General features: G+C 74.3%; 30 protein-coding genes and 1 riboswitch. Of the genes, 20 read left to right on the top strand and 10 right to left on the bottom strand.

The genetic code is table 11. From position 1 onward, the window contains the following. Positions 1-137 precede the first annotated feature (137 nt). Positions 138-1,391 (bottom strand): quinolinate synthase NadA, encoded by a 1,254-nt coding sequence (nadA, locus tag ACERM0_RS03625; protein WP_373677151.1) that lies wholly within the window; start codon positions 1,389-1,391, stop codon positions 138-140. A 172-nt stretch (positions 1,392-1,563) separates the two neighbouring features. On the opposite strand from nadA, the gene ACERM0_RS03620 reads away from it, so the two are divergent. Together ACERM0_RS03620 and ACERM0_RS03615 are read left to right on the top strand one after the other, a co-directional pair. Next, entirely contained in the window at positions 1,564-2,574 is a 1,011-nt protein-coding gene (locus ACERM0_RS03620; RefSeq protein WP_373677150.1) for a glycerate kinase, read from the top strand. Between the two features lie 279 nt (positions 2,575-2,853). Further along, complete coding sequence (locus ACERM0_RS03615) at positions 2,854-5,046, top strand: 5'-nucleotidase C-terminal domain-containing protein (protein ID WP_373677149.1); 2,193 nt, start codon at positions 2,854-2,856, stop codon at positions 5,044-5,046. A 66-nt stretch (positions 5,047-5,112) separates the two neighbouring features. On the opposite strand, the gene ACERM0_RS03610 is transcribed toward ACERM0_RS03615, so the two are convergent. Next, on the bottom strand, positions 5,113-5,805 hold the full coding sequence (locus tag ACERM0_RS03610; protein ID WP_373677148.1) for a DUF1775 domain-containing protein: 693 nt from the start codon (positions 5,803-5,805) through the stop codon (positions 5,113-5,115). Between the two features lie 144 nt (positions 5,806-5,949). Between ACERM0_RS03610 and ACERM0_RS03605 the strand changes: the two genes are divergently transcribed. The 3 genes from ACERM0_RS03605 to ACERM0_RS03595 all read left to right on the top strand — a co-directional run bounded on the left by ACERM0_RS03605 (position 5,950) and on the right by ACERM0_RS03595 (position 7,408). Beyond that, entirely contained in the window at positions 5,950-6,306 is a 357-nt protein-coding gene (locus ACERM0_RS03605) for a HesB/IscA family protein (RefSeq protein ID WP_373677480.1), read from the top strand. A 181-nt stretch (positions 6,307-6,487) separates the two neighbouring features. Next, complete coding sequence (locus tag ACERM0_RS03600; RefSeq protein ID WP_373677147.1) at positions 6,488-6,982, top strand: DUF2243 domain-containing protein; 495 nt, start codon at positions 6,488-6,490, stop codon at positions 6,980-6,982. A gap of 51 nt (positions 6,983-7,033) precedes the next feature. Further along, on the top strand, positions 7,034-7,408 hold the full coding sequence (locus tag ACERM0_RS03595; protein WP_373677146.1) for a DUF983 domain-containing protein: 375 nt from the start codon (positions 7,034-7,036) through the stop codon (positions 7,406-7,408). A 30-nt stretch (positions 7,409-7,438) separates the two neighbouring features. Here the strand turns inward: ACERM0_RS03595 and ACERM0_RS03590 are convergent, their stop codons facing one another. Further along, the gene (locus ACERM0_RS03590; RefSeq protein ID WP_373677145.1) at positions 7,439-7,696 is read right to left on the bottom strand and encodes a hypothetical protein; all 258 of its coding nucleotides are present in this window, start codon (positions 7,694-7,696) and stop codon (positions 7,439-7,441) included. Positions 7,697-7,868: 172 nt separating this feature from the next. Between ACERM0_RS03590 and ACERM0_RS03585 the strand changes: the two genes are divergently transcribed. Next, positions 7,869-8,414: a hypothetical protein gene (locus ACERM0_RS03585; RefSeq protein WP_373677144.1), complete on the top strand. Its 546-nt coding sequence runs from the start codon at positions 7,869-7,871 to the stop codon at positions 8,412-8,414. Here the strand turns inward: ACERM0_RS03585 and ACERM0_RS03580 are convergent. The 3 genes from ACERM0_RS03580 to ACERM0_RS03570 all read right to left on the bottom strand — a co-directional run bounded on the left by ACERM0_RS03580 (position 8,408) and on the right by ACERM0_RS03570 (position 11,151). Next, positions 8,408-8,668, bottom strand: a complete 261-nt coding sequence (locus ACERM0_RS03580) for a sulfurtransferase TusA family protein (RefSeq protein WP_373677143.1) — start codon at positions 8,666-8,668, stop codon at positions 8,408-8,410. The two genes, ACERM0_RS03585 and ACERM0_RS03580, sit on opposite strands and share 7 nt — an antisense overlap. A gap of 67 nt (positions 8,669-8,735) precedes the next feature. Next, on the bottom strand, positions 8,736-9,857 hold the full coding sequence (locus ACERM0_RS03575; protein ID WP_373677142.1) for a universal stress protein: 1,122 nt from the start codon (positions 9,855-9,857) through the stop codon (positions 8,736-8,738). A 1-nt stretch (position 9,858) separates the two neighbouring features. Beyond that, positions 9,859-9,995: riboswitch (cyclic di-AMP (ydaO/yuaA leader) on the bottom strand. Further along, entirely contained in the window at positions 9,991-11,151 is a 1,161-nt protein-coding gene (locus ACERM0_RS03570) for a cysteine desulfurase family protein (protein ID WP_373677141.1), read from the bottom strand. (Overlaps the previous riboswitch by 5 nt.) A 103-nt stretch (positions 11,152-11,254) precedes the next feature. Between ACERM0_RS03570 and ACERM0_RS03565 the strand changes: the two genes are divergently transcribed. Next, entirely contained in the window at positions 11,255-11,707 is a 453-nt protein-coding gene (locus tag ACERM0_RS03565) for a response regulator (protein WP_373677140.1), read from the top strand. Between the two features lie 18 nt (positions 11,708-11,725). On the opposite strand, the gene ACERM0_RS03560 is transcribed toward ACERM0_RS03565, so the two are convergent. Further along, on the bottom strand, positions 11,726-12,454 hold the full coding sequence (locus tag ACERM0_RS03560; protein WP_373677139.1) for a response regulator: 729 nt from the start codon (positions 12,452-12,454) through the stop codon (positions 11,726-11,728). A 147-nt stretch (positions 12,455-12,601) separates the two neighbouring features. Between ACERM0_RS03560 and trpD the strand changes: the two genes are divergently transcribed. The 3 genes from trpD to ACERM0_RS03545 are packed head-to-tail and all read left to right on the top strand — an operon-like array spanning position 12,602 to position 14,586. Next, the gene (trpD, locus tag ACERM0_RS03555; protein WP_373677138.1) at positions 12,602-13,666 is read left to right on the top strand and encodes an anthranilate phosphoribosyltransferase; all 1,065 of its coding nucleotides are present in this window, start codon (positions 12,602-12,604) and stop codon (positions 13,664-13,666) included. Then, entirely contained in the window at positions 13,659-14,111 is a 453-nt protein-coding gene (locus tag ACERM0_RS03550) for a tRNA-binding protein (RefSeq protein ID WP_373677137.1), read from the top strand. The genes trpD and ACERM0_RS03550 overlap by 8 nt, the downstream gene beginning before the upstream one ends. A gap of 4 nt (positions 14,112-14,115) precedes the next feature. Then, positions 14,116-14,586 (top strand): hypothetical protein, encoded by a 471-nt coding sequence (locus ACERM0_RS03545; protein ID WP_373677136.1) that lies wholly within the window; start codon positions 14,116-14,118, stop codon positions 14,584-14,586. On the opposite strand, the gene ACERM0_RS03540 is transcribed toward ACERM0_RS03545, so the two are convergent. Beyond that, a complete protein-coding gene (locus tag ACERM0_RS03540) occupies positions 14,496-16,385 on the bottom strand; it encodes a DEDD exonuclease domain-containing protein (protein WP_373677135.1) in 1,890 nt (629 codons plus the stop codon). The genes ACERM0_RS03545 and ACERM0_RS03540 overlap by 91 nt on opposite strands. Positions 16,386-16,634: 249 nt before the next feature. After that, entirely contained in the window at positions 16,635-16,892 is a 258-nt protein-coding gene (locus tag ACERM0_RS03535) for a WhiB family transcriptional regulator (protein WP_373677134.1), read from the bottom strand. A gap of 198 nt (positions 16,893-17,090) precedes the next feature. Here ACERM0_RS03535 and ACERM0_RS03530 point away from each other — a divergent pair, with 198 nt between their 5' ends. Next, complete coding sequence (locus tag ACERM0_RS03530; protein WP_373677133.1) at positions 17,091-17,720, top strand: TetR/AcrR family transcriptional regulator; 630 nt, start codon at positions 17,091-17,093, stop codon at positions 17,718-17,720. A gap of 30 nt (positions 17,721-17,750) precedes the next feature. On the opposite strand, the gene mutM is transcribed toward ACERM0_RS03530, so the two are convergent. Further along, on the bottom strand, positions 17,751-18,584 hold the full coding sequence (gene mutM / locus ACERM0_RS03525) for a bifunctional DNA-formamidopyrimidine glycosylase/DNA-(apurinic or apyrimidinic site) lyase (protein ID WP_373677132.1): 834 nt from the start codon (positions 18,582-18,584) through the stop codon (positions 17,751-17,753). 235 nt (positions 18,585-18,819) lie between these two features. Between mutM and ACERM0_RS03520 the strand changes: the two genes are divergently transcribed. From ACERM0_RS03520 to ACERM0_RS03480, 9 genes are all read left to right on the top strand, one after another. Then, the gene (locus ACERM0_RS03520; RefSeq protein WP_373677131.1) at positions 18,820-19,422 is read left to right on the top strand and encodes a DUF309 domain-containing protein; all 603 of its coding nucleotides are present in this window, start codon (positions 18,820-18,822) and stop codon (positions 19,420-19,422) included. Between the two features lie 18 nt (positions 19,423-19,440). Further along, positions 19,441-19,686 (top strand): hypothetical protein, encoded by a 246-nt coding sequence (locus ACERM0_RS03515; protein WP_373677130.1) that lies wholly within the window; start codon positions 19,441-19,443, stop codon positions 19,684-19,686. Beyond that, the gene (locus tag ACERM0_RS03510; protein WP_373677129.1) at positions 19,686-20,900 is read left to right on the top strand and encodes an NYN domain-containing protein; all 1,215 of its coding nucleotides are present in this window, start codon (positions 19,686-19,688) and stop codon (positions 20,898-20,900) included. The genes ACERM0_RS03515 and ACERM0_RS03510 overlap by 1 nt, the downstream gene beginning before the upstream one ends. Before the next feature lie 26 nt (positions 20,901-20,926). Continuing rightward, positions 20,927-22,303, top strand: a complete 1,377-nt coding sequence (locus ACERM0_RS03505; RefSeq protein ID WP_373677128.1) for a M48 family metalloprotease — start codon at positions 20,927-20,929, stop codon at positions 22,301-22,303. Further along, entirely contained in the window at positions 22,300-23,430 is a 1,131-nt protein-coding gene (locus ACERM0_RS03500; protein ID WP_373677127.1) for a glycosyltransferase family 4 protein, read from the top strand. Before ACERM0_RS03505 ends, ACERM0_RS03500 begins: the two co-directional genes overlap by 4 nt. A gap of 50 nt (positions 23,431-23,480) precedes the next feature. Then, positions 23,481-24,266 carry an alpha/beta hydrolase gene (locus ACERM0_RS03495; protein WP_373677126.1) on the top strand — a complete coding sequence of 262 codons (786 nt, stop codon included), beginning with the start codon at positions 23,481-23,483 and terminating at the stop codon, positions 24,264-24,266. Next, a complete protein-coding gene (locus tag ACERM0_RS03490) occupies positions 24,263-24,751 on the top strand; it encodes a hypothetical protein (protein ID WP_373677125.1) in 489 nt (162 codons plus the stop codon). The genes ACERM0_RS03495 and ACERM0_RS03490 overlap by 4 nt, the downstream gene beginning before the upstream one ends. A gap of 99 nt (positions 24,752-24,850) precedes the next feature. Then, positions 24,851-26,068, top strand: coding sequence for an ArsA family ATPase (locus tag ACERM0_RS03485; protein ID WP_373677124.1), 1,218 nt, complete (start codon positions 24,851-24,853; stop codon positions 26,066-26,068). Then, entirely contained in the window at positions 26,065-26,484 is a 420-nt protein-coding gene (locus ACERM0_RS03480; RefSeq protein ID WP_373677123.1) for a hypothetical protein, read from the top strand. The genes ACERM0_RS03485 and ACERM0_RS03480 overlap by 4 nt, the downstream gene beginning before the upstream one ends. Positions 26,485-26,538 lie beyond the last annotated feature (54 nt).

Genomic DNA, 26,538 nt, shown 5'->3' with positions numbered 1-26,538 from the left:
CCGCAGTGGCGAATACCGCGAAGCTCACCACCGCAGCTGCCGTCGCGACAGTGACGAACGCCCCCCGCGTCGTGGCGGGGGGCGTTCGAGGGCGGTGCGGCCGTGCGGCGGATCCGCCGCTGGTGGCCGCGGCCCGGTCAGGCGGGGGCGGCGGCCGTCGCGGTCAGGGAGGCACCGTCGCCGGGCAGCGCCAGCATGCGCTCGAGGGCGACGCGGGCCCAGTGCCGGGTCGTCGGGTCGACGCGCACCTCGTTCAGGACCTCGCCGTCGACCAGTGCCTCCAGCACCCAGACCAGGTGCGGGAGGTCGATCCGGTTCATCGTCGCGCAGAAGCAGACCGTGTCGTCGAGGAAGACGACCTCCTTGTCGGGGTGCTCCTGCGCGAGCCGCTTGACGAGGTTGAGTTCGGTCGCGATGGCGATGCGCGCGCCGGCCGGGGCTTCGTCGACCCAGCGGATGATCTGCCCGGTGGAGCCGACCCGGTCGGCGTGCAGGACCACCTCGTGGCGGCACTCGGGGTGCACCAGCACCTCGACGCCGGGCAGTTCGGCCCGGACGCGATCGACCATGTGCGGCTGGAAGCGGGCGTGGACGGAGCAGTGCCCCTTCCACAGGATCACCGTCGCGTCGCGAAGCTGCTGGTCCGTGAGCCCGCCGTCGGGCTGCCACGGGTCGTAGACGACGCAGTCGTCCAGCGACAGCCCGAGCGACAGCACCGCGGTGTTGCGTCCGAGGTGCTGGTCGGGCAGGAAGAGCACCTTGCCGCCGGTCTCCGGAGCCTGCTCGAACGCCCAGCGCATCGCGGCGGGGGCGTTGGACGACGTGCAGATCGCGCCGCCGTGCTCGCCACAGAACGACTTGATCGCGGCGGTCGAGTTCATGTAGGTCAGCGGCACCGTCGCGCCGGCGACGCCGGCGCGCTCCAGCCGCGCCCAGGCGTCGACGAGCTGGTGCTGCTCGGCCATGTCCGCCATGGAGCAGCCGGCCGCCAGGTCCGGCAGGATCACGGTCTGGTCGTCGCGGCCCAGGATCGAGGCCGACTCCGCCATGAAGTGCACGCCGCAGAAGACGATGTAGGGCGCGGCGGCCGTCGACGCCTGCCGGGACAGCTCGAAGGAGTCTCCCCGGGCGTCGGCGAACTCGATGACCTGGTCGCGCTGGTAGTGGTGGCCCAGGATCATGACGCGCTCACCCAGCGCGGCCTTGGCGCGCCGGGCGCGGTCCCGCAGCGACGGGTCGTCGGGTGCCGGCAGGTCGCCCGGGCAGACCACGCCGCGTTCGGTGCTGCCGTCCGTGCCGCGGCCGAGCAGCAGCAGCGGCGAGCCCAGCGGGATGGTGGGCACGTCGGTCGTGTTGCGGGCGGGCGCGGCAGAAGGACGGGCAGCGCTCAAGGGGGAGTCCTCTCGTCCTCGGGCGGGCTTCGGCACGGCCCGGGCAGTTGTGGTCAGGGTGACCATTACTGGGCAGGGTACCGGAACATGCCGCGACGGCCACGCGAACCGCGTCCCCTAGGCTCCAGCGCTGGGACACGGACGTCTCCAGAGACCGCGGAAAGGACGCCTCGTGCGGGTGCTCGTCGTTGCCGAGCGCGCCGACGGTCGCTCGGCGCCGCAAGTCGCCGCGGAGGTCGCGCGAGCCTGGCACGAGCACCGCCCGCAGGACGCGCTGGCCGCGCTGCCGCTGTCCGACGGTGGGCCGGGGCTCCTCGACGTCGTCGGCGATGCCCGCGACACCTGGGTCACGACGGAGGTCGCGGGCCCACACGGGCATCCCGTCGAGGCGGCCTTCCTGCTGCGCCCGGACGGCACGGCGATCATCGAGGCGGCCCGAGCGGCGGCCCCCTCGCTGGCGCCCGGCGGGCAGGCCGACCTCACGCTGACGACCTCGTTCGGCGCCGGCGAACTGGTCCAGGCGGCGCTCGACACGGGCGCGCGACGCCTGGTGGTCGGTGTGGCCGGCCTGGCGGCCGCCGACGGGGGCGCGGGCGCGCTCACCGGGCTCGGGTTCCGCCTGCGCGTCGAGGACGGCTCGGGGCTGAAGATCGGGGGCGGGGATCTGCACCGGATCCGCCGGGTCGAGCGCGGCTGGGCCCAGGTGCCCGACGGCGTCGAGGTGGTCGTCCTGGCGGACACCGAGGCGGACCTCACCGGCGCCCCGGCGACGCTGCCTGCCGAGGTCGTCGTCGCCGACGAGCAACGAGCGGCGGCGACCGCGGCGCTGGCGACGTGGCGCACCGTCGTGGAACGGGACCTCGACTGCCCCGGACTGGGCGCGAGCCCGGGCGCGGGCGCCGGCGGGGGGCTGGCCTTCGGTCTGGCCGCCGCCCTCCGAGCGGCGATCCGTCCCGCCGCCGTCGGCGTGTGGGACCTGCAGGGTGGCGACGGGCGCCTGCAGGACTGCGACGGCATGGTCGTCGTGGCCGACCCCGGTGGGGCGGTGCATCGTCACGCCGCCGCCCGCGCGTCCGAGTCGGACCGGCACCTGTGGACGGTGACGCCGCCGGCCGACGGTGTCGGCGAAGGTGACGGGCCGGCGGACTGGGCCGAGCGGGTCGCGTCGGTACTCGCCTCCTGACGCGCCGCTGACGCCGACCGCTGTCAGTCCGTGCGTCGACGGGTCGGTCCTGCACCGAGTAGCTCGCTCGTGAGCATCGGCCAGTCTCCCGCATGCGCCGGGATGACACGAAGGGCGTGCATGGACCGCCCGAACGCTTACGTGTGGGCGACGATTCCGGGACGAACGTCCTCCGTCGAGGTGTCGCGGCATAGGGTCCGGTCTGCCCCGCCCGTCCTCTGGCTTCGTGGTGGGGTGCGGCCGTGACGGCCGCAACGTCCACGAGGAGAGGTGGCGCGCATGATGCGCAGATTGGCCGTCTCGACGTTGGTGACGGGGCTCGTGCTGGGCACGGCCGTGGTCCCCGCGTCGGGGCAACAGGAAAGCGGGGCGGCGACCGCCGCCGCCGACACACGGGGAGCGGCCTGTCCGGGCGCGCCCGGCACCGAGTTCGGGGACGTCCCCGACGTCAACGTGCACAAGGACAACATCGAGCTGGGCGTGCTGCTCGGCATCGTGCGGGGTACGGCCCCCAACACCTTCGCGCCGGCGGCGCCGATCCGCCGCGGACAGGTCGCGTCGTTGCTGGCCCGCACGCTCGAGGCAGGACACATCGAGCTGCCGTCGCTGGATGGCGCGCCGACCTTCCCCGACCAGGGTGTGGTGCACGCCGACAACATCCGCCGGCTGGCTGCGGCCGGCATCGTGGAAGGTCGTGAGGACGGCCAGTTCCGCACCAACCGCCCCGTCCGCCGTGACCAGCTCGCCTCGATGCTGGTGCGCACGGTCGAGTGGCTGGTCGACGACGACCTCGAGCCCGAGGAGCGCGGCCACTTCCCGGACGTCAGGACCGGCGTCCACGCGGAGAACGTCGACCTCGCCTTCGAGCTCGAGCTCATGGAGGGCAAGCGCAACGGCCGGTTCGCGCCCGCCGACAGCACCCGCCGTGACCAGGCCGCTTCGGTCGTCATCCGCTTCCTCGACCTCGTGAACGGCGAGCACGAGGGTGTGAACGAGGTCACCTTCCTGCACGACACGCACTTCCACGGCAAGTACGTGCAGACCGTGTCCGGCACCGACCTCGACATCGGCCGGTACTTCGCGCTCGTCGAGCAGCGGCTCGATGACCTCGACGGCACCGGGCTGTTCCTGGCCAACGGTGACGACATCGCCCCGTCGGTGTACTCGGGTCTCTTCGAGCCCAAGGGCATCCACATGATCGACGCCCTCAACGAGGCGCCGGTCGACGTCAACACCTTCGGCAACCACGAGTTCGACTACGGCCCGGACAACCTGCGCGAGATCATCCAGGCCGCGGACTTCCCGTACGTCACCGCCAACGTCCGCGACGTCGACACCTGCGAGGTCTTCGGTGCCGACCTGGGCGTCGAGGAGTTCCTGGTCTTCGAGGTGGACGGCCTGAACGTCGGTGTGACCGGTCTGGCTCCCGAGGGCATGGCCAGCATCACCACGATGGGCCCGGACACCGAGCAGGTCCCGGCGCAGCAGGCGCTGGAGTTCGTCGTGCCGCGGATGCGCGCGGCCGGGGCGGACCTGATCGTCGTCAGCTCGCACCTGTGCGGACCCGACGCGCTGGCCCTCGCCGACCTGGACCTCGGTGTGCACCTGTACGCCGGTGACCACTGCGCGATCAACCCGCAGTTCTACGTCTCCGACCAGCCGGGCGGCGCCATCGTGTCGCTGGTGAGCGACGAGTACGAGTTCCTCGGCGAGGTGACCCTCGAGGTGACCGACGGCGAGGTGAGCGACTCGTCCCGCACCCTGCACGCGCTGCGCGACCTCGTCGGCGGCCTGACGCCGTTGCCGGCCATCCAGGACGTGGTCGACGACTACGACGAGCGGTTGTCCGCCGAACTCGACGTCGTCATCGGCGAGCGGACGGTCGCCTGGGACACCCGCAACGAGAACCTGCGCAACCAGGAGAACGCGGCCGGGAACTTCTTCACCGACCAGATGCGGGCCTACACCGGCCCGAACGTCAGCAACATCGACATCGCGGTGACCAACTCCGGTGGCATCCGGGGCAACCAGGTCTACCCGGCCGGTGAGATCACGCGCCGCCACATCGCGGAGATCTTCCCGTTCGGCAACCGCCTGGTCGTGGCCGAGATCTCGGGTGCGACGCTGCTCGAGGCGCTCGAACACTCGGTCGCCGCAGCGCCTGGACTCAACGGTCGGTTCCTGCAGGTCAGCGGCATCGAGTTCACCTACGACTCGAGCCTCGCTGCCGGCGCTCGGGTGCAGACGGTGACCATCAACGGTGCGCCGCTGGACCCGTCGCGGACCTACGTCATGGCGACCAACGACTTCACCCTCGGCGGTGGGGACGGGTTCACCATGTTCCAGGGTCTGAACGTCCTGGTCGACGGCAACGCCGGCCCGGTGCTCGACTCGTACCTGATCGACCGCATCGAGGGCCTCGACGCGCCGGTCAGCACGGAGGTCGAGGGCCGCATCGTCGACGTCGCCTGACGCTCGACGGATCGACCCGAACACGCACCGGGGGTGGGCCGCGACGGCCCACCCCCGGTCCGCGTCTCAGCCGGCTGCCGGCAGCCGACGCCGGCGGCGCACCGCCGCGACGACGAGTGCACCGAGGCCGGCCAGCGCCAGCCCGAACGCGGGCAGCCTACGCCCGAGCACGTTCGACTCCACGACCGGGTCGGTCACCAACCCCTGCTCACGGTCGATCTCGACCAGGTTCGACAGGTCGCTCGGCGCCGAGTTCTCGTTCAGGAACAGCCGCAGGGCGGGGACGGCGTCGCCGCCGCGGATCTCGCCCTCCTCGGTCCACGACAGCTGTTCGCCGCCCACGCAGTCCTGCACGATGGGCAGCCACAGTTGCGTGCCGCTGGGACCGTCGGGAAGGGTGACGGAGAACGGCAGGGCGACCGTCTCGGTGGTGCCGGCCGGGTCCTCGAGCTCCCACCGGATGGTCTCGATGCGCTGGTCGTCGCCATCGACGGTCACCTGCCAACCCTCGATCGCGTAGGGCGCGGCCTGGACCCCGGGTGGTACCTGCAGCGTCACGCCCGTCGTCGGTGGGTCGTCCTGCGGCTCCGACGACAGCCACTCGTCGTCGTCCCCACATCCGTGGCTCAGCACGATCGCGATGTCGGAGGTCGTGCCGGGCGGCAGCTGATAGGGGATCAATTCCGCATGACCCAGGGCGGGGGACGCCGGAAGCAACAGCGCACCGGTGACGACGAGCGGCAGACAGGTTCGACGCACCGGATCCATGCTCCGAGGGCTCGGGGACGGCGCAGGGTACGGTCAGGGCCTCGGCCCGTCGGCGTCGCGCGTCGATACACTGCCGACTCCGGACGCCCGCCCATCGCTGTGGCCGGTGTCCCACCAGTCTTCGAGCACAGGAGCATCGCCGTGAGCGCCGACACCGTCGAGAGCTCGATCGTCCTCACCGAGACGGCTGCCGAGAAGGTGCGCAGCTTCCTCGCCGACCAGCCGGACGTCGACGACATCGCCCTGCGCGTCGCGGTCCAGGCCGGCGGCTGCGCGGGCTTCCGCTACGCGCTGTTCTTCGACGACCGCCAGCTCGACGGGGACGTCGAGGAGCAGCAGCACGGCATCCGCATCCGGATCGACAAGATGTCGACGCCCTACCTCGCGGGCGCGGTCATCGACTGGAAGGAGTCCCTGGAGGCGTCGGGCTTCTCCATCGAGAACCCCAACGCGTCCGGCTCCTGCGCCTGCGGCGACAGCGCCACGTTCTGAATTCCCGGCGCCCGGTGCGAACTTCGGGCGTCGACGCGACTTCACGCCACCCGGCCGACATGGCCGGGTGCCGTCGTTTTCCCAGCGGTGGTCGTCCGGACGCTCGCCGCACGGAGCGCCGCGCGCCCGCGCCTAGGGTCGAGGCACGCGACCGCGACCACGGCGCGAGCGGAGGTCACTCGTGGGCAGTCCCGTCGGCAGTCCCCGGACCTTCGTCGCCGGCGCCGTGACCTTCGGGTTCGGTCTGGGCGGCCTGGCCGACGGCATCGTCCTGCACCAGGTCCTGCAGTGGCACAACCTCGTCAGCGCCCGGGTCCCGCCCGACGACCTGGCCGCCTTGGAGCGGAACCTGTTCTGGGACGGGGTGTTCCACCTCTCGACGACGATCGTGCTGGTTATCGGGGTGCTGCTGCTTTGGCGCGGTTGGGAGCGTCACGACCGCGCGACGGGCAACCTCGCCGCCCTCGTCGGCCTCACGCTCGTCGGCTGGGGTGCGTTCCACGTCGTCGACCAGCTGGTCTTCCACGAGGCCCTCGGCCTGCACGACATCCGCCAGGACGTGGCCAACACCTCGGTGTACAACTGGGGGTTCTTCGCCATCGGCCTGGTGCTGGCCGCGGCCGGCTGGTTGCTGGTGCGCACGCGGGGCCGCATCGGCGTCGCGGCCCGGTCCTGAGCGGCGGCGCGGTACCGTTCGCCCGACCGATGGCTCGCGGAGGAGCACGGGATGGACGGCAGGGCCCTCACGCGCGGGCTGCGGATGCGGTGCCCGATCTGCGGGACCGGCAAGCTCTTCACCGGCTACTTCACACTGCCGCCGCGGTGCCCGACCTGTGACCTCGAGTTCGAACGGGAAGAGGGCTACTGGCTGGGCGCCATGGTCGTCGCGATCGGGATCACCGAGGCGATCTTCGGCCTGGTGTTCGTCGGCGGGATGCTGCTGACCTGGCCCGACGTGCCGTGGACGGCGTTCCTGATCACCGGTCTGGCGCTCAACGCGATCGTCCCGGTCGCGCTGTACCCGTGGTCGAAGACGACGTGGATGGGACTCCATCACGCGTTCGTCACCAGCAACCGCGACGAGACCACACGACCCCGCTGAGCGGCCCGCCATCGGCCACTACGGGCGGCGTCAGTGACGCCAGGTGAGCAGGGCGGCCGTGAGCCGGCCGTTGCGCGCCACGAGTCGGTGACGCGTCTCGGCCGGCCCGTCGCGCGACTGCAGGCGCCGCAGCTGCAGCACGTTGCGCTCGAGTTCGCGTCGGGCCGCGCGCACGCAGGCGAACGAACAGCACCCGAAGCCGGGCAGGGCGACCCCGCAGGCCACACACCGGGCCGGGTCGTCCACGGCGGCGTCGCTCGTGGCGGTGACGTGCTCCCCGGCGCTCATGTGCGTGGGCCTCCGACTGGTCTTCGACCGGTCAGGCCCCGCGGTCTTGACGCCTGTGCGCGGCAACCTAGGGCACGTCCTGGTCACGAGACCACGTCCGGACGTCCAGATGCCGTCGGTGACCGGTAGGGTGTCGAGCGGGAGCAGCGTGCAGGACCGGGTGGGTGCGCGCGTGGACGACGAGACCGGCTGGAACGACGTGCTGACCGGGGGGTGGCACGCCGGGGTGCGTGATGCCGTCGTCACGCGCGTCGAGCGGCTGAGCCAGTGCCGCCACGGCCAGCTCGTGCGCACCCTCAGCGACCTGGAGGCCGCCCGCTACGCCTGGGTCGAGGACCTGCACCGCCTGGTGGTCGTCGCGATCCGCGACGAGACCGGCGCCGATCTGGACGAGCTGGGCTCCCAGGCGGCGTGGGCCTGCTACGAGGACGTCTGGGAGCGGCTGCGGGTCCGCTGGTCGCGCGGTGGCCGGCTCGCCCGCGTGCCCCTGGGTGCCGAACCCGAGGTGGTCCGCCTGCTGCAGTCGCTGCCCGTCGCCGCGGCCGAGGCGGCGGGCACGGACGTCTCCACGTGCCCGCCCGATCCCCTGTGGCTGGGCGGGCGCCTGCTCGTGGATCTCGAGGGACTGCGCGCCCACCTCGACGGTCCCGCGCGGGGCGACGACGACCTGCGCATCCTCGTCGGACTCATCACCGGCGCGTGCCGCCGGCGTCAGTGAACGCGGCGCACCTCGAAGCGCCACACGCCGTCCACCTCCACCTGGCCGGCCAGCTGCTGGCGCTGCATACGGCACCAGACCGGCACGTCGACCTTGGCGGCGGGGTCGGTCGCCAGCAGGAGCACGACCTGGCCGACCTCGACGTCCTTGACCGCCTTGGCCAGCTCGATCACCGGCATCGGGCAGCTCAGACCGGTCGCGTCGACCTCGACGACCGGTGCGGTCGACGCGGTGGGGTCGGACGCCTGCGGCATCGCGGGGCTCCTGGACGGCGGCACCGGCAGGCTAACGGACCCCGACCCGACCACCGCCGCCGGGCGGTCAGCCGCCCGAGCGGCTGCGGTCCACGTCGTAGGTGATCTCCGCGCCGAGGAAGGCGGGGGCCTCGTGGACGGCGACCATGACGCTGGCGATGGCGGCGTTGACGCTGGGCGCGGCCACCGTGACCGTCGCGCGCACGTGCGGGTGAGGGTCGCTCGCGGGCCACCAGGCCATGACCTGATCGGTGGTCCCGGCGGTCTGCAGCACACGGTCGAGGTCGTCGGGGCGGACGTCGCCGGCCTCGGGCAGCCGAGCCGTGACGACGATCCGGACCGGTCGCTCAGCACCCGCGCCATCGTGTGACGGTGCCGGCCGCCCGGCGTGGTCGACGGCGTCGGCCAGGCCCTCCTCCCGGGTCGGTCCGACGTCGATCGCGACCAGCAGCGTCGCGTCCGGTGCCGCCCAGGCGAGATGGGTCGTGGCGGCACGCAGCCCGCTGACGGTCGGCGCGACGGCGGCCACGATCACGTCCTCCGGGCGCGCGAAGGCCCCCACGGCCTGGTCGGTGCGGCGCGGGTCGTGGTGGACACGGTCGCCGACGCGCTCGAGGTGGTGGGGCAGGTGCATCTCGCGCTCGCCGGTGCGCAGCACCGTCGCCGGCTCCGGCGTCGCGGCGTCCAGCCGCTGGGCCAGGCTCACGGCGAGGTCGAGCCCGCGGTTGCCGCCGGGCAGCAGGTGGTCGGCGCTGATCGGCAGCAATACGCGCCGGAACGGGACCGTCCCGAGGCGGACCACGGCCAGGGGGGCGACGGAGCGTCCCACGATCGTGTCGAGCAGCCGCCCGAACACGTTGGTGGTGGAGCTGCGGCCGCGCCAGCCCATGACCACCAGTGAGGTCGGGTTCCCGGCGACCGCCGCCAGCACCCCCTCGGCGACGTCCTCGGCCTCCACGACCCGGCCCTGGATCGGCGTCGACAGCTCCTGGCCGGCCTCCTCGGCGGCCGCGATGGAGTTCCAGGCGTGGGCACGTTCGTCCGCCGTCGCGTTCGGCTTGACGACGGTCAGGGGCACGAGCGTGTCGGCGTCGGTGGCCAGCGACGCCGCCAGGCCCAACAGCGGCCGGACCGATGCCGGGTTGGCGATCGGGACCAGGATCGTGCGTTCGCCCACGGGTTCGGACACGTCAGCAACTCCTCGCTGCCTACGGGGTTAGCTGACGGGCTCGGGCCGGAGCAGCCCTACCCGACGTGGCTGTCGGGACTCGCCCCACGAACTCGGTTCCCCCGTCCCGGGCGGACCCGGGTTCGGCGCGCGCTCAGCGTACCCCCGAGGACTGCCGGAGGCGCTGCACCACCTCGGCGTATGCGTCGAGGAAGGCGTCGGCATCCGTCAGGGAGGTCTCCGGCCCGATCGAGACGCGCACGTGGCCGTGCGTGAGCACGCCCATGGCGACCAGCACGTGCGACGGCTCGCCCGAGGTGGAGGCGCACGACGAGCCCGAGTGCACGGCGAACCCCGCCTCGTCCAGGCGGGACACCAGCGCCTCGCCGTCGACGTACAGGGCGCTGACCGCCACGATCCCGGGATGCGCGTCGGCGAGGGGACCGTGCACCTGCACGTCCTCGACGAGCTCGGGCAGGCGGCGCCGCAGGTGGCGTCGCACGATCTCCCGGGCGGAGAACTCGGTCTGCAGGCTGGCCCGCGCGACCTCCAGGGCGACCGCGGTCGCGGCGATCCCGGGCACGTCCTCCAGCCCCGCCCGCCGGCGACGCTGGCGTTCGTCGCCCTCCTGCAGCGCGTGGACGCGCCCACGCGGGCCCAGCGCGAGGAACCCGGTGCCGCGCGGACCGCCGAACTTGGCCGCCGACGCCGTCAGCAGGTCGGCGCCGAGACCCTCCAGACTCAGACCGACCTGCCCGACGGTCTGGCAGGCGTCGACGTGCAGCAGCGCACCGTGTCGCGCGCACGCCTCTGCGACCGCATGGACGGGCTGGATCGCGCCGACCTCGTGGTTGGCGTGCTGGACGTGCACGGCCAGCGTCCGGTCGTCGACGAGCGCGGCGACCGCGTCGGGGTCCACCACGCCCGCGCCGTCGACGCCGACGACGTCGAGGTGGTAGCCGTGCTCGTCGCGCAGCCGTTCGCAGGCGCGGAGCACCGACGAGTGCTCCACCGCGGAACAGACGAGGTGGCGTCGCACCACGCCCCGCCGCTGAGCGGCGCGGGCGGCTCCGAGGACCGCCAGGTGGACCGCTTCGGTGCCGCCCGACGTCCACACGAGCGAGCGCTCGTCGACGCCCACGGCCGCCGCAGCGGTGGCGGTCGCCCGGTCGAGCAGGTCGCGTGCGGCCCGCCCCTCGCGGTGCCCGCGCGACGGGTCGGCCCAGGCCACGGCGGACGCGTCGGCCCATGCCTGGCGCGCCTCCGGGCGCAACGGCCAGGCGGAGGCGTGGTCGAGGTAGACGCGAGCGGCCATCGCGGCAACCGTAGGCGGCTGTCGGGGGGGCGGGGAACCGGGGGCCGGGCGCGCGCGGTACGGTTCGCGCGAGAACCCGTCGGTCGAGTCGAGAGAATCACGCGTGCGCGTCCTGGTGGTTGCGGAGAACCTGTCGGAGCGGCTGCGGGCCGTCAGTGCCCTGAAGCTGCACGCCGATGCGGAGGTCACCGAGGCCGAGAGCGGCGAGCAGGCACGCCAGGCCCTGCTGCGTGAGCCGGACGCGTACGACGTCGTCGTCGTCGACGGTGACCTGCAGCCGCGCGGCGGGTTCGCGATCCTCTACGACCTGCGCCAGAACGCGACGCTGAACGACCTCACGCCCCTGCCGTCGCTGGTGCTGATCAGCCGGACCCAGGACGCGTGGCTGGCCGACTGGGCCGGCGCCAACGACACCATGCTCAAGCCGGTGGATCCGTTCCAGCTCTCCGCGAAGGTGAAGGAACTGCTCGGGCAGCCGGCGCCGCCGTACGGTGGCTCGGGCGGCACCGCCAAGCAGGTCGCCGCGGCGCTGGGCGAGACCCCCGACCGCGACTGAGACCCCGACGTCGTCGTCTCAGCCGTGCAGGCCGAGTTCCTTGGCCGTGCGTCCCACCGCCTCCGGCGGCACGCCGAGGTGGTGCGCGATGCGCTTGCGAGCCGCGTAGACGTTGCTGCGTGAGGTGCCCAACTGCTCCGCGATGGCGCGGGCCTCGACGCCGTCGGCCAGCATGGTCGCGATCTGCCGTTGCCGGGGGGTCAGGCTCGCCAGCAGGGTCCGGCCCCGCTCACGCTCGTCCGTGGGACGTCGCGGCGCCTCGAGCCGAGACAGCGTGACGCGCGGGCCGGCTGCCTGACGCCCGGCGTCGAGCTCCGCCAGCCGCTGCACGAAGCCGCGCAGCTGCCGGCGCCGGTCCTGGCGCTGCTCCGCCGTCGCCGGCTGCAGCGCCTCGCGGATCGTGCTCAGCAGTGCCTCGAGGTCGAAGGGTTTGGTGAGGTAGTGGACGGCGCCGGACAGGTGCGCGCGGATCACGTCACGTTCGCCGGACAGCGCCGTCAGCATGACCACGGGCACGTCCGCCAGCCCGTCGAGGCGCTGCAGGGCAGCGAGCACGTCCCAGCCGTCCATGCGCGGCATCATCACGTCGAGGAGCAGCAGGTCGGGCCGGCTCTCCTGCAGCAGCGCCAGTGCCTCCTCGCCGTCGTGCGCGGACCTGACCCGGAAACCGGCACGTTCCAGATTGGCACGGACCAGCGCGAGGAGTTCGCGCTCGTCGTCGACGACCAGCAGATGCGCCCCGTCCACGGTGCCCTCCCCGGCTCTCCCGGCACGGCCGCCCCGGCGCGCCGAGGACGTCGTGACGCTAGCAGCGTCGCGACGCGCCGGTTCCGAGGGTCGGGCGGGCAGCGCTACCGTCGCGCACCAAGACGTCTCCCGAAAGGCGGGCACGCCGTGACCCACGAGCCGTTCCGCTGGTCCGTCGTGTTGACCCGACTGCTGCACGGCGAGGACCTCGACGAGGACCTGGCCGCCGAGGTGATGGGCACGCTCATGCGTGGCGAGGCGGAGCCCGCGCAGGTCTCCGCGTTGCTCATCGCCCTGCGCGCCAAGGGCGAGGCACCCTCGGAGGTCGCCGGCTTCGTGCGTGCCATGCTCGCCGAGGCGGAGCCCATCGATCTGGACCAGCACGTCGTCGACCAGCTGGTCGACACGTGCGGCACCGGCGGCGACGGCGCCAACACCTTCAACATCTCGACCGTCGCGGCGGTCGTGACGGCTGCCGCCGGCCAGCCGGTGGCCAAGCACGGCAACCGGGCCGCGTCCGGCGTCTGCGGCAGCGCCGACCTGCTCGAGGCATGGGGGGTGGCCATCGACCTGCCGCCGCTCGCCGTCGCCGCCTGCGTCCGTGAGCTCGGCATCGGCTTCCTGTACGCCCGCTCGTTCCACCCGGCGATGCGGCACGTCGCGCCGGTCCGGGCCCAGCTCGGCATCCGCACCGCCTTCAACGTGCTCGGCCCGCTGTCGAACCCCGCCGGCGCCCCGCACCAGGTCGTCGGTGTCAGCGACGCACGGCTCGCCCCGGTCATGGCCGAGGCGCTCGGCCGCCTGGGCAAGCACCACGCACTGGTCTTCCGCGGCGACGACGGCCTCGACGAGTTGACGACGACCGGCCCGAGCCACGTGTGGGAGGTCCGCGACGGGCACGTCGAGCAGTGGGTCCTGGAGCCCGCGGACCACGGCATCGACCGCGCCGAGTTGGCCGACCTGCGGGGCGGCGAGGTGGCGGAGAACGTCGCCATCGCCGATGCCGTGCTGGCCGGCGAACCGGGCGCGCCCACCGACATCGTCGTGCTCAACGCCGCCGCGGCGCTGTACGCCGCCGACGCGGTCCCCGACCTGGCGCGCGGCATCGCGACGGCCCGCGAGACGCTGGCCTCCGGCGCCGCGCGCGACCTGCGCGACCGCTGGGTCCAGCGCAGCAAGGAACTCGCCCTGGAGCCACGTCGACATGGCTGACGGACCCGACACGAACACCGCGACCGGCCCCCGGGACGGGGCGTCGCACCCACGGCAGCACCGGATCGACCCGAAGACCACCCCCTACGACCCGGCGCTGCTACCGCCCAAGGGCGAGGTGGGCATCGAGGGCTTCCTGGCGCTCGACCTGCGGGTCGGGCGCGTGATCGCCGTCGACCCCTTCCCCGAGGCCCGCCAACCGGCCTGGAAGCTCTCGGTCGACTTCGGCCCCCACCTCGGCACGCTGCGCACCAGCGCGAAGATCACCAACTACGCCGCGGACGACCTGCTCGGCCGCCAGGTGGTCGGTGCGGTCAACCTCGGTCGCAAGCGCATCGCCGGGTTCGTCAGCGAGTTCCTCGTGCTCGGTGGTCTGGAAGCGGACGGCACGGTGCGGCTGCTGGAGGTCGACGGCGAACTCGCGCCCGGCTCCGTGGTCGCCTGAGCCCATGACGGACCCCACGGACCAGGAGCGCCCGTTCCGGATCGACCTCGAACCGTTCGCCGGGTTCGAGGTCGGTGTGCTGGTCGAACGCGCCGCCTATGCGCCCGGCGAGACGGTCCGCATCACCGTCACGGCCGCCAACACCGGCGACCGGTTCGTCGAGCACCGCTACCCGGGCTGGCAGCGTTGCGTCGTCAGCGTCCGCGACGAGTACCACCGCGTCGTGGCCGACGACGCCGTCACGCGCGCGGCCGAGGCGCCGGCCGTCGACCGCTGGCTGCCCGGGCAGATGCTGGTCATGCCGACGTACTGGAACCAGACGACTGGACCGCTCGTGCCCGCGTGGAGCGACCAGCCGCCGGGGCCGCGAGCGGAGCCGGGCCGCTACCGCGTGCGGGTCAGCTGGCTGGGTCGCGAGCCCGGTGTGCCGACCGAGCCGACGGACGCCTGGAGCCGCTGGTTCTCGCTGGCCTGACGCCGCACGGCCGGCGAGGTCCCCTCGGCGGCACGCGCGGGCGCCTCGGTGTGTGCGGCCCGATGGTCCGCGCGGCGCACCACCTTCGCGCCCGACAGCACCTGGCGGTCACGGCGGAGTTGGCGTCCCAGCCGGCGCGCCTCCTCGACCGCCGACGACAGCGCCGCGCCGCCGGCGGTCGGCAGGACCCAGTCGCCCGTCACGGCGACGACGCGCCCGCCGGCGCGGTCGAGCCAGGCGAGCACCAGCGCCATCTCCTCGGCGTCGTCCCGGCCGGGGGGGCCGGCGCAGGGCTCCAGCGCCGCCTGCGCGTGCCACGCCAGCACCTCGGCATCGCTGCTCCGACGTGACAGGCGCCCCGTGCCGGCCAGGCGCCCACGCCGCACGACCACCACCTCGCAGCCGTCGCGGTCCTCGCGGGCGACCACCAGTTCGTCGACGGTGGCCAGGGCCGCACGCGCCCGGGCCGTGTGCACCGCCCGGGCCGCCGCGTGCAGGCGGGCGCGCACCTCGCCGGCCCGCTCGAACCGGCCGTCGCGGCCGAAGCGCAGCATCCGTGCCCGCAGCCGTCCGAGGAGGTCCGTCGGGTCCTCCCAGGCGGTCTCCACCGCGGCCACCACCCGGGCGTAGTCGTCCGCCGACTGCGTGCCGTCGCAGGGCGCGCCACACCGACCGAGCTCCTTCAGCACGCAGGCGGGATGGTCCTGCGCGCGGCGGAGCCGGGGCGAGCAGGTACGCAGCGGGAAGGCGTCGTGCAGCGCGTCCACCAGCTGCTGGGCCGCCGCCCGCGACGGCAGCGGCCCCAGCGTCCGCAAGTGGCTCGGGCCCGGCGTGCGCACCACCGACAGCCGCGGGAACGCCTCGCGGGTCAGCGCCACGTGGACGGCGGCCTCCGGACGCGTCGAGCGACGGTTGTAGCGCGGCCGGTGGGCGTGGATCTCGCGCAGTTCGCGGACCTCGGCCTCCAGCAGCGTCGCCGTCGGCGTCCAGGTGACCCGCTCCGTCTCGCGCACCAGGTCGGCCATCCGCCGGCGCCGGTCCTGCCCGAAGTAGGTGCGCAGCCGCGAGCGGAGGTCGGTCGCCTTGCCGACGTAGAGCACCTCGCTGCGGGCGTCGAGGAACCGGTAGACCCCGCAGGTCGCCGGCGCCTCGCGCACCAGGTCGATGCGGCGGAACGCCTTGTCCGAGGTGGAGCGGCACAGGTCGCGCAGATCCTCCAACGTCGTGGCGCCGAGCGCACCGGCGCGCTCGATCAGCCCGTGCAGCACGTCCACGGTCGCGCGCGCATCGGTCAGCGCGCGGTGCTCCGGCAGCGTGCGCGCGCGCAGGTGCCGGGCCAGCGTGTCCAGCCGGCAGTTGCGCACCTCGTCACGCAGCAGCCGGCGGCCGAGCCGTGCGGTGTCGACGACGACCGGGTCGAAGGTGCCGTGACCGGTGGCCTCCCACGCCGCGCGCAGGAACGACAGGTCGAACGTGGCGTTGTGGGCGACGAACACGGCCGAGCCGAGGAACTCCCGCAGGATCGGCACCACGCTGCCGATCGGTGGCGCGTCGCGGACCATGGCGTCGGTGATGCCGGTGACGGCCGTGATCGCCGGGGGGATCGGCCGCTGCGGGTGCACGAACGTGCGCAACTCGCCGAGCACCTCGCCGCCGCGGACCTTGACCGCACCGACCTCGGTGATGCGGTCGTGGCCCGGCTGCAGACCCGTGGTCTCCAGGTCGAGGACCACGAACGTGGTGTCGAAGAGCGCGGTCCCGAGCTCCTCGAACCCGAACTGCGTCGCCGTCGCGGCCACCCGGTATCTCCCGGTAGGGAACACGTGTTCGTACGAACATGCGTTCTACCAGGTCCGTGCGACAACGCCACGGTGATCGTCACCGCGGCGACGTCAGTGCCGCGACGAGTCAGCGCGCGCGTGACTGCGCGCGGACATGACGCTGCGCGGACGTGACTGCGCGCGAGCGGGACATCGCGGCCCGTGGCGGTTCGTAGCTCGCCGCGGTCCGCTCTGCGCCGAGCCGGCAAGGAGCGGGGCGCAGACCGATCAGGCGGCGTAGCGGCGCCGGTCCCGCATCAGGCGGCGGCGCTCCTGCTCACGGGTGCCGCCCCAGATGCCGTACTGCTCGCGGTTGACGACCGCGTACTCGAGGCACTGGGCGCGGACCGGGCAGGCGTGGCAGCGTGCCAGGGCCTCGCGCTGGTCCTCCTCGTCCAGGGAGAAGAAGACGTCGACCTCGACGTCCTTGCAGTTGGCCTCCTCGTGCCAGGAGCCGGGAACGACCAGGGGGAGCGGCGCGGACACGGTGCCTCCGTCTTTGGGTTCGGGTGCGGCGCGGGGAGCCGCGGGGATGGGCCGACGCGGCAGCCGTGACCTGGGGTCCGGTGCCGCTACGGTGTGCCTTTCAGCGGGCAGGTGCAGCGTGGTCGTCGCCGGCCCGCTACCGGCACCGTCGTCCGGACGGGGTCGGACAACCGACGGTCCGGACGAGGTGACGACGGCGTGCGCAGCACCGACACTGACGGCGGCGGTGCCGCACACGAGGACGACGAGGCCGGTCGTCGGCGCGACCGCCGCGAGGACCTGCTCGCCGCCGCCGCCCGCCGGTTCGTGGCCGTGGGCATCCGCAAGACCACCATGGAGGACGTCGCCCGCGAGGCCCGGGCCGGCAAGGCGACGCTCTACCGGCACTTCGCGAACAAGGACGCCCTGCTCGACGCGCTGCTCGAGCGCGAGGCCGACCGCCTCGACCGGCGCCTGCGCGCGGCCGTCGAGGAACACGACGACGCTCCCTCGCGGATCGAGGCGGCGTTCGTGGCCGGTGTCAGCTTCTTCGTCAACCATCCGGTCATGACCCGCGGCCGCGACGAGGAGCCGGGCATCCTGTTGCCGCGGATCACGGCCAACGGTGGGCCGCTCGTACGCCGCGGGCTGGAGCTGTTCACCGACCTGCTCCGCACGGGCGTTCAGCGCGGCGAGCTGCGGCCGGTCGACCCGCCCGCAGCGGCCGAGGTCATCATGCGGTTGATGCTGTCGTACTTCAGCATCCCGCCGCTGTACGTCCGGGTGGAGGACGAGGCCGAGGCGCGGGCCTTCGCGCACGCGCTGGTCGCCGGCGGCTTCCGGGCCTGACCTCGCACCCGGATGCCCCGTGGGGGTGGCTCAGCGGCGCTGGCAGGTGGGGCAGTGGGTGGTGCCTCGCTGGGCGACGACCGAGCGGACCATCGGCGTGCCGCACCGCGTGCACGGCAGCTCGCCCTGCCCGTAGGCCATGAGGAAGTCGGCGTTGCGGCCCGACTCGCCGTTGACCATCTGGTAGTCGCGGAAGGTCGTCCCCTCGCGCTCGATCGCGGCGGCCAGCACCGAGCGGATCGCGGCGTGCAGCCGCCGGGCACGCTCGCGGCCGACCCGCCGGCTGGCCGGATGGATGCGCGCGAGCCACAGCGCCTCGTCGGCGTAGATGTTGCCGACGCCGGCCACCACACGCTGGTCGAGCAGCAGCGCCTTCACCGGGGCGCGGCTACGTGCCAACGCCGCCGCGAACACGTCCGGGTCGAACTCGTCGGACAGCGGCTCGGGCCCGAACCGCGCCAGCGTCGGCACCACGCGCGCATAGTCACCCGCGGGGACCACAGACGCCCGCCCGAAGCGCCGCGGGTCGCGGAACAGCAGCGCCTGCCCGTCGTCCAGCTCGGCGCGCACCCGCACGTGGGTGAGGTCGCCGAAGCCCGCCGCCGCCGGCACGAACCGGAACGAGCCCGTCATCCCCAGGTGCAGCACCAGCTCGTAGGCGTGGCCGTCCTCGTCGAGGTCCAGCGGGCACAACAGGAACTTCCCGCGCCGCCGCACCGCCTCGATGCGGCGACCGGTCAGCAGGTCCAGGTCCGACAGCCGGGCGTGGGGGTGCGCGTCCCACCACACGTCCACGACCCGTCGCCCCGTCAGCTCCGGCGCGAGCTGCCGGCGCACCGACTCGACCTCGGGCAGCTCTGGCATGGCGAACCTACGTGCGGGCGGGTGGGTCCGAGCTGCCGCGCCCCGAGCACGAGGCGACCTCGGGCAGCTCTGGCATGGCGAACCTACGTGCGGGCGGGTGGGTCCGAGCTGCCGCGCCCCGAGCACGAGGCGACCTCGGGCAGCTCTGGCATGGCGGGGACGATATCGGTGGGACGGACGTCGAGGTGCGGCCGGTTACGCTCGCGACGCACCCGAACGAGGACGGGACGCCGACGTGAGCGACGACCAGCGCGACCGGCGCGAGGACGGCCGACCGGAGCAGGCCCGGCCGCGCGACCGGACGGGACGCCCCCTGCCCTACGGCACGACGGACGTCCCGCTGGCCGAGGAGCACGAACCCTCCTCGGTGGAGGAGGCGTTGCGGCTCGGGGTGGCGCTCTGGAACGACGAGCGCTTCTTCGAGGCCCACGAATGCCTCGAGCACGTCTGGCACGCCGCCCCCGAGGCCGATGCCGACTTCTGGCAGGGGGTCATCCAGGTCGCCGTCGCCGGGGTGCACCTGCAGCGGGGCAACCTGTCCGGTGCGATCTCGCTGTTCCGCCGGGCGGCCGAGCGCCTCGACCCCTACCCGGACGTGCACCGCGGCGTCGACGTGGAACAGCTCCGCGTGGCCTGCACCGGCGCCGTCGCCGCGCTCGAGGACGCCGGCGCGGTCATCGAGGTCGGCTTCCCGCGGTTCCCGGCGATGGACGACGGGCCCTGGTTCACGCCGGACCCCGCGGCGCTCGAGCCGCCGACCGCGCCCACCCCCATCCCCGACGAGCCGGTGTGGCTCGCGGCGGGCCGTGCCCGCGAACCGCGCCGCCGCGACGCCTGAGCCGTGAAGGAGCCGTCCGTGACCGACGATCTCGCCCGGGGCCTGGAGGCCGGCGGGCGCTTCCGCTGCGACGGCTGCGGCAACGTCACCCGCTTCGACGTGGTGGCCACCACCCGGACCCGTCGCTTCCACCACTTCGACCTCGGCGGTGACCGACGCGTCGAGGAGGAGGAGATCCTCGAGCAGACGATCGAGTCGGTGACCTGCCGCTGGTGCGGACGGGCCGACGCGGTGCACGTGGAGTCGGCTCCGGCCGGCGCCTAGTGCCCACCGACGACGCCGCGACCGAGGTCCCGCCGCCGCCCGCCGCGTCGGCGCTGCTCGACCTGCCGGCCGACGTGTGGGCGTCGTTGCTGCCGAGCATCCGAGCCGCCCTGCACGACGTCGACGAGGCGGCGGCCAGCCCCGTCCTGCGGCGGCTGCGGTCCGCCCCGACCGGTCGACTCGCCGGCGGGCGGGTACGCCGCGACCTGTGCACGTTGCTCGCCGACGACGGGCCCGCGTGGCGGGCGCTGCACCGCCGGCTGGTCGACGAGGGCCTCCTCGACACGTGGACCCGAGCGCTCACGACGGCGCCGCCACCGGCTCCACCGGCACCGGCACCGGCGCCTCCGCCGCCGGCCACCGACCGCCGCGCCCTCGAGCGGGCCCGGGAGCGGCTCCGCGAGGCCCGGGACGAACGCGACGCGCTGCGGCGCCGCCTCGACGCGGCCGAGGTGCGTGCGAAGCGGGCCGAGGAGGCCGCGGCGACCGCCGAGGCGGCACTCGCCGACGCGCGGACGCGACTGGCCGCCGCGCAGGAGGAGCTCACCGCGGCGGAGGCTGCACGGGAGGCGGCGGTGGCACGCGAGCGCCGGCGAGGTGAGTCCGCCCAGGCGCGGCTGCGCGAGGAACTCGCCGCGCTGCGCCGTGCAGACGAGGAACGGCGGGCCGAGCGCCGCCGCGCGGACGAACGGCGCCGAGCCCAGGTGGCCGAGGCACGCGACTCACAGCGACGCCGTGAGCGGCAACGACGCGACCGGCCGCCGCGGGTGGTGCCGGGGCGGCCCAGCCGCCTGCCCGAGGGCGTGCGCTCCGGCACCGCCGAGGCCGTGGCGCTGCTGCTGCACCCTGGCCGGCTCGTCCTGGTCGACGGCTACAACCTGACCCGCCAGCACCGCGACCACCTCGACCTGGAGACCCAGCGTGCCTGGCTGGTCCAACTGCTGGCCACGGCGGCGCTGCAGCGCCGCATCCGGCCGGTCGCGATCTTCGACGGCGAGCGCGCGAGCCGTGCCCGTCCCGCGCTGGCGAGCCGGGAGGTCGAGGTGCGTTTCACCCCGGAGGGCGTCACCGCCGACGACGAGTTGGTGCTCAGCGTCGAGGGCACCGACGAGCCGGTGCTGGTGGTGACCGACGACCGCGAACTGCAGGCACGGGTGCGCATGTCCGGAGCGGACGTGGCGGGCACGCGCGAGTTCCTGTGGGCACTCGGATGACCGCGAGGCTCCCCGGAGGGGTGCAGATGAGGCGCGGAGCCCTCCACGTGGGTGGCCGCCGCGACCGTGCCGGGGTGTGGGCCTGGGTGGCCGTCGTGCTGGCGGTCGCCGGGATCGTGGCCTCGGTATGGCGCCCGCTCGCGCCACCTGTCCCGGCCACGGACGGTGGGCTCGCCCGGTTCTCCGTCGAGGTGCTCGACGCCGTCCGCGAGTACCGCACGCCGCGCTACGTCGTGGCGGGACTGGCCACCGCGCTCGGCGTCCTCGTCCCGTCGGTCTTCGTCGTGACCCGCTGGGGCCGACGCCACGTCGACCGTTGGGCCCGCGGGGCCGGCAACGCGCCCCTGCGGGCGGCACTGATCGCGCTGCGCATCAGCGTGCTCACCTCGCTCACGCTGCTGCCGCTGGCGATCTTCGTCGGCATCGTCCACGACGGCCGCTGGGGCTTCCGTACCCGCTCGGTCGCCGGCTGGTTCGGTGACTGGCTGCTGCGGGCGGGAGGGCGGTGGCTGGCGGTGGCGGTGCTCGCGGCGCTGCTGCTCGCCGCCGTGCGCCGGTGGCCGACGTCGTGGCCGTACCGCGTGACGGTGGCCGGCACCTTCCTGGCCGCCGGGTTCGTGTTGCTGCACCCGCTGGTCGTACAGCCACTGTTCCTGCCCACCTCGCCGATGCCGGCCGGACCGGCACGCGCGGCCGTCGAGGATGTCCTCGCGCGGGCCGGGGACCCCGACGTCGACCTGCGCGTCGGTGCCGCCAGCCTGCGGACGACCCGGGTCAACGCGCTCGTGACCGGGCTCGGACCGACCGAGCGGGTGGTCGTCTACGACAACCTCCTCGAGCTGCCCCCGGAGCAGATCGCCAGCGTCGTCGCCCACGAGCTGGCCCACCAGGAGCACGCCGACCTGCTGCGCGGCGTCGCCCTGTCCGCGGCCGCGCTGCTGGCCGGCGGCCTGACGCTGCGCTGGGTGTTGGCCCGACCCGGCCTACGCGGGGCGATGAATGCCCGTGGTGCGGGCGACCCGCGCATGATCGCGGTCGTCCTGGCCGCCACCGCGGTGCTGGAACTGGTCGGCACCCCCATCGGCAACGCGGTCAGCCGACGGGCCGAGGCCGCCGCCGACGCACGTGCCGTCGAGCTGACCCGCGATCCCACCACCCTGCTCGCGACGACCCGCGTCTTCACCGTCCGCGACCTGTCGGCACCGCAGCCGCCGGCCTGGACGCGCGTGCTCTACGGCACCCACCCCACCGTGGCCGAGCGGATCCGTTACCTCGACGGGTGGGCCCGTGCGGCCGGCGTCGAACTGCCGTCCCTGGCCGAGCTGGAGGCCCTGGAAGCCGACCAGCGGCATCCCGCGATCGCCGGGCCACCCCCCGCGGAGCCCGGAGGCGCGCGCCCGTGAGAGTGCTGTGGCTCACCAACGACCTGCCGCCCCGGGCGGGCGGCATCCAGCAGTTCGTCGGGAACCTCCTCGACCGCGTCCACCCCGACGACACCCTGGTGGTCGGGCCGGCCGGCGACGACGAGGCAGCGGCGCATGACGCCCGCCAGCGCTACCGCACCGTCCGCCTTCCCGGCCCGGTGTTCCCCACGCCGCGCACGCTGCGCAGCACCCTGACCGTCGGCCGGTCGCACCGGCCCGACGTGGTGGTGCTCGGCGCGTCGTGGCCACTGGGGGAGCTGGCCGGACGACTCGGGGACGGGCTCGGCGTGCCGGTCGTGTCGCTCTCGCACGGACTGGAGGCCGGCCTGCCCGGCGTGGGTCTCGGCCGACTGGTCCGCCGCGCGACCCGGGACCTGGCCGCGCTGACCACCATCAGCGACTGGACCGAGGATCGGCTGCGGCCCCACGTCGCCGCACCTCGGCTCGTCCGCGTCCCGCCCGGTGTCGACGAGGAGCGGTTCACCCCCGACGTCGACGGCGGACGTCTGCGCGAACGATGGGGGGTGCCGCCCGACGCGCCGCTCGTCGGCTGTGTGTCGCGGCTGGTGCCGCGCAAGGGACAGGACCGGCTGGTCCGACTGTGGCCGCGCGTCCGGGCGGCGCACCCGGACGCGTGGCTCGTCGTGGTGGGAGAGGGGCCGCTGGCGTCGAGGCTGGCCAGGGCGGCGGCGGACGCCGGCGGCCGGCAGGCCGGCATCGTGCTCGCCGGCCGGGCGCCGTGGGAGGACCTGCCGGCCTGCTACGCGGCGCTCGACGTGTTCGCCATGCCCTGCCGCACCCGCCTGGCCGGCACCGACGTCGAGGGGCTCGGGATCGTCTACCTCGAGGCACAGGCCTGCGGGGTCCCCGTCGTCGCCGGCGACTCCGGTGGTGCGCCGGAGGCGGTCCGCCCGGGAGAGACCGGCACGGTCGTGGACGGCCGCGACGACGACGCCATCGTGGCCGCCATCGACGGCTGGCTCGCTGACGACCGCGGCCGGGCGGACGCCGGCGCCGTAGGGCGGGCATGGGTCGAGCGGCAGTGGTCGTGGACCGCGATCGCCGAGCGCTTCGCCCGGCTGCTGGACGACGTGGTCGGCGCCTGATCCGCGCCCCTCACGCGCTACGGTTCGCCGGCGGGCGAGGAGGGGTGGCGTTGGACGCGATCGTGAGCATCGAGGGTGCCGAGCCGTGGACGTCGCGTGGCACCGGCGAGCGGGCCGACATCGGGATCGTCGTCACGCACGGGTTCACCGGCAACCCGCTCGCGACACGCCCCATCGGTCAGTGGTTCGCCGCCGAGGGCTACGCCGTCGAGGTCCCGCTGTTGCCCGGGCACGGCACCAGCGTCCGTGACCTCGGCGCCACCCGCTACGCGGACTGGTACGACGCGCTGTCGCGCACCGTCGACCACCTCGCGGGTGGCTGTTCACGCATCGTCCTGGTCGGTCACTCGATGGGCGGCACGCTCTCGCTCGACTACGCCAGCGCGCACCCGGACCGGGTGGCCGCCGTCGCGGTCGTCAACCCGCAGGTGTCCGACCCGATCCAGCCGCTGGCCAAGGTCGCCCCCGTGCTGCAGTACCTGCTGCCCTACCTGCCCCGCGACCTCGCCGGCCTGCCGTCCAACGACATCGCCCGGCCGGGAGTCGCCGAGGGCGCCTACCCGCTGGTGTCGGCCCGGGCCGCGCAGTCGCTGATCTCCCAGCTGCGCCGCATCCGCGCCCAGCTCGTCGACCTGACGCAGCCGCTGTTCGTGGCCTGGTCGCCCGACGACCACACCGTCCCGGCGGAGAACGCGAAGAACCTGCAACAGCTGGTCGCCTCGGTCGACGTGGCCACGCTCGTCTGCGAGCGGTCCTACCACCTGCCGCAGCTGGACTACGACGCCGAGCGGTTGCGCGGCGCCCTGCTCGAGTTCGTGGCCGGGCACGTGGGATGAGGCGCTCCCGGACCGACCTCCACGTCGACGACGACGGGTTCGTCCGGGCCCCGGCCGGCCTCGTCTATCGCCGCCTGACCGACGTCGCGGGCTGGCCCGACTGGTGGCCGGGGATCCGGGTGCGGCCGTTGCCGCCCGAGTGCGCCCCCGACGCGCCGCCCGACGCCGCCCCCGACGAGGTGTGGGCGCTCGATCTGGCCGGTGCGCCGCTGCGGCGGATCCGGATCGCCGCGCGGCTGCACGGCTGGCGACACGAGCAGGGGTTCGCGTTGGCACTGCGCGGTGACCTCGAGGGACGTGCGGAGTTCTGGCTCGAGCCCGGCCACGGCGGCACGGTCGTCCACCACCTGCTGGTCGCGAGCGCACCCAAGGCGCGAGCCAGCGCGGTGCTGGTCGACTACCGCCGGGCGGTACGGCGGGGCCTGTGGGGCCTGAAGGACCACCTGCACCTGGAGTCGCGGACCTCGGCGGGCCTGCTGCCCTGACCCCCGCCGACGGCCGGCCCGGGGGGCGGGCCACGACGTGGTGTTCGCTAGCCTCTGGCCGTTCACGCCCCTGCCCACATCGAGGCGATCCTGACCCGCGTGCTGCTCTTCACCGGCAAGGGCGGCGTCGGCAAGACGTCCGTCGCCGCCGCGACGGCGGTGCGCGCCGCGACGGCCGGGGCGCGGGTGCTGGTCACCTCGACGGACCCCGCCCATTCGTTGGCCGACGCCATCGACGTGCCGCTGGGCGACCGGGCCGAGCCGGTCCCGATGACGGGCCGCGTCGCCGGCTCCCTGCACGCCCAGCAGGTGGACGCGCAGGCGCGCCTCGAGCGGCACTGGCGCGACGTGCGCGACTACCTCGTCGCACTGCTGTCCTGGAGCGGGCTCGGCGAGATCGCGGCCGAGGAGCTCGTACTGCTGCCCGGCATCGACGAACTGTTCGCCCTGATCGACCTGCGCGACCACCTCGCCAGCGGCGCCTACGACCTCGTGGTGGTCGACTGCGCTCCCACGGCCGAGACGCTGCGCCTGCTGGCGCTGCCCGACGCGTTGGGGTGGTACGTCGACCGGCTCGCCGGTCCGGGCCGGCGCATGGCCCGCGCGCTGCGACCGCTGGCACGGGGCGCCGGACTGGCCGCCCTGCCGCTGCCCGACGACGCGGTGTTCGCCACCGTGGAACGCGTGCACCGCGACCTGGCCGACGTCCACGCCCTGCTCCAGGACCCGGCCCGGGCCGCACTGCGCCTGGTGTGCAACCCGGAGCGGCTGTCGGTGGCCGAGACCGAGCGCACCGCCACGACGCTGTCGTTGTTCGGCTACGGCGTCGACGCGGTCGTGGTCAACCGGGTCCTGCCGGACGGTGTCACCGACCCGTACCTGGCCCGGTGGAAGGACCGTCAGGCCCACCATCTGCGCACGATCGAGACCGCCTTCGCCCCGACGCCGGTGCTGCGGGCCCCGCTGCTGGACGACGAGGTGATCGGCGTGCCGGGGCTCGCGCGCCTCGCCGACGCGCTGTACGCCGACGTGGAACCCGACGGCCTGCTGCCGCCGGTCCGCCCGGTCACCGTGGCACCGACCGCGGACGGGCACGTGCTGCGCGTCGCCCTGCCCTTCGCCGGCCGCGACGAGGTCGACCTCCACCGCCGCGGCGGGGACCTGCACCTCAAGGTCGCTGGCGTGCGACGGACCGTGCCGCTGCCCGGGGCGCTGCGCCGTGACGAGGTCGCCGGCGCCGCCCTGCGCGACGGCTGGCTGGAGGTCCGCTTCCGGCCGGTCGAGGCCGTCGCCGGCGGCGTGGAGGTGGCGACATGAGCGCGCACGCACGCGATCCGTGGTGGGCGTCCGACGGGGCCGACGGGCGGCTCGGGGACGCGGACCCGGTCGAGGCACACCGCGCCGCCCGCCGCGGCCAGGAAACCGCGGGTGAAGAGACGGAGGACCCTGCCGCGCCGGACGAGGACGGCGACGCCCACCAGCAGGCGCACGGCCCGGACGTCTGCGGTGTGTGCCCCTGGTGTGCGGGGCTGCGGGCGCTCGCCGCCTCGCATCCCGAGGCGGTCGCACACCTCACCGACGCCGCCCGCCATCTGACGAAGGCCGTCCGCGCCCTGGTCGCCGACCTGCAGCCGCCCGCCGGCCCCGACGCCGCCGGCCGTGGCGCCGACGCCGCCGGGCGCGGCGCCGGCGGCCGCGGAGACGACCCGCTCGAGCGCATCGACCTCGACTGACGCCGCTCCAGCCGCTCCCAGGCTCGCCCGCGACCAACGCTTCCACCAGAAAGG

This window comes from Egicoccus sp. AB-alg2 (assembly GCF_041821065.1).
Classification (GTDB): domain Bacteria; phylum Actinomycetota; class Nitriliruptoria; order Nitriliruptorales; family Nitriliruptoraceae; genus Egicoccus.
This window is presented reverse-complemented; position numbering and strand designations above follow the sequence as displayed.

Coding starts and splice junctions, on each gene's coding strand:
- ACERM0_RS03570 (WP_373677141.1), bottom strand. CDS start 11,151: ATGGCCGCTCGCGTCTACCTCGACCACGCCTCCGCCTGGCCGTTGCGC.
- ACERM0_RS03480 (WP_373677123.1), top strand. CDS start 26,065: ATGAGCGCGCACGCACGCGATCCGTGGTGGGCGTCCGACGGGGCCGAC.
- ACERM0_RS03505 (WP_373677128.1), top strand. CDS start 20,927: ATGAGGCGCGGAGCCCTCCACGTGGGTGGCCGCCGCGACCGTGCCGGG.
- ACERM0_RS03615 (WP_373677149.1), top strand. CDS start 2,854: ATGATGCGCAGATTGGCCGTCTCGACGTTGGTGACGGGGCTCGTGCTG.
- ACERM0_RS03545 (WP_373677136.1), top strand. CDS start 14,116: ATGACGGACCCCACGGACCAGGAGCGCCCGTTCCGGATCGACCTCGAA.
- ACERM0_RS03595 (WP_373677146.1), top strand. CDS start 7,034: ATGGACGGCAGGGCCCTCACGCGCGGGCTGCGGATGCGGTGCCCGATC.
- ACERM0_RS03490 (WP_373677125.1), top strand. CDS start 24,263: ATGAGGCGCTCCCGGACCGACCTCCACGTCGACGACGACGGGTTCGTC.
- ACERM0_RS03590 (WP_373677145.1), bottom strand. CDS start 7,696: ATGAGCGCCGGGGAGCACGTCACCGCCACGAGCGACGCCGCCGTGGAC.
- mutM (WP_373677132.1), bottom strand. CDS start 18,584: ATGCCAGAGCTGCCCGAGGTCGAGTCGGTGCGCCGGCAGCTCGCGCCG.
- ACERM0_RS03580 (WP_373677143.1), bottom strand. CDS start 8,668: ATGCCGCAGGCGTCCGACCCCACCGCGTCGACCGCACCGGTCGTCGAG.
- ACERM0_RS03550 (WP_373677137.1), top strand. CDS start 13,659: ATGGCTGACGGACCCGACACGAACACCGCGACCGGCCCCCGGGACGGG.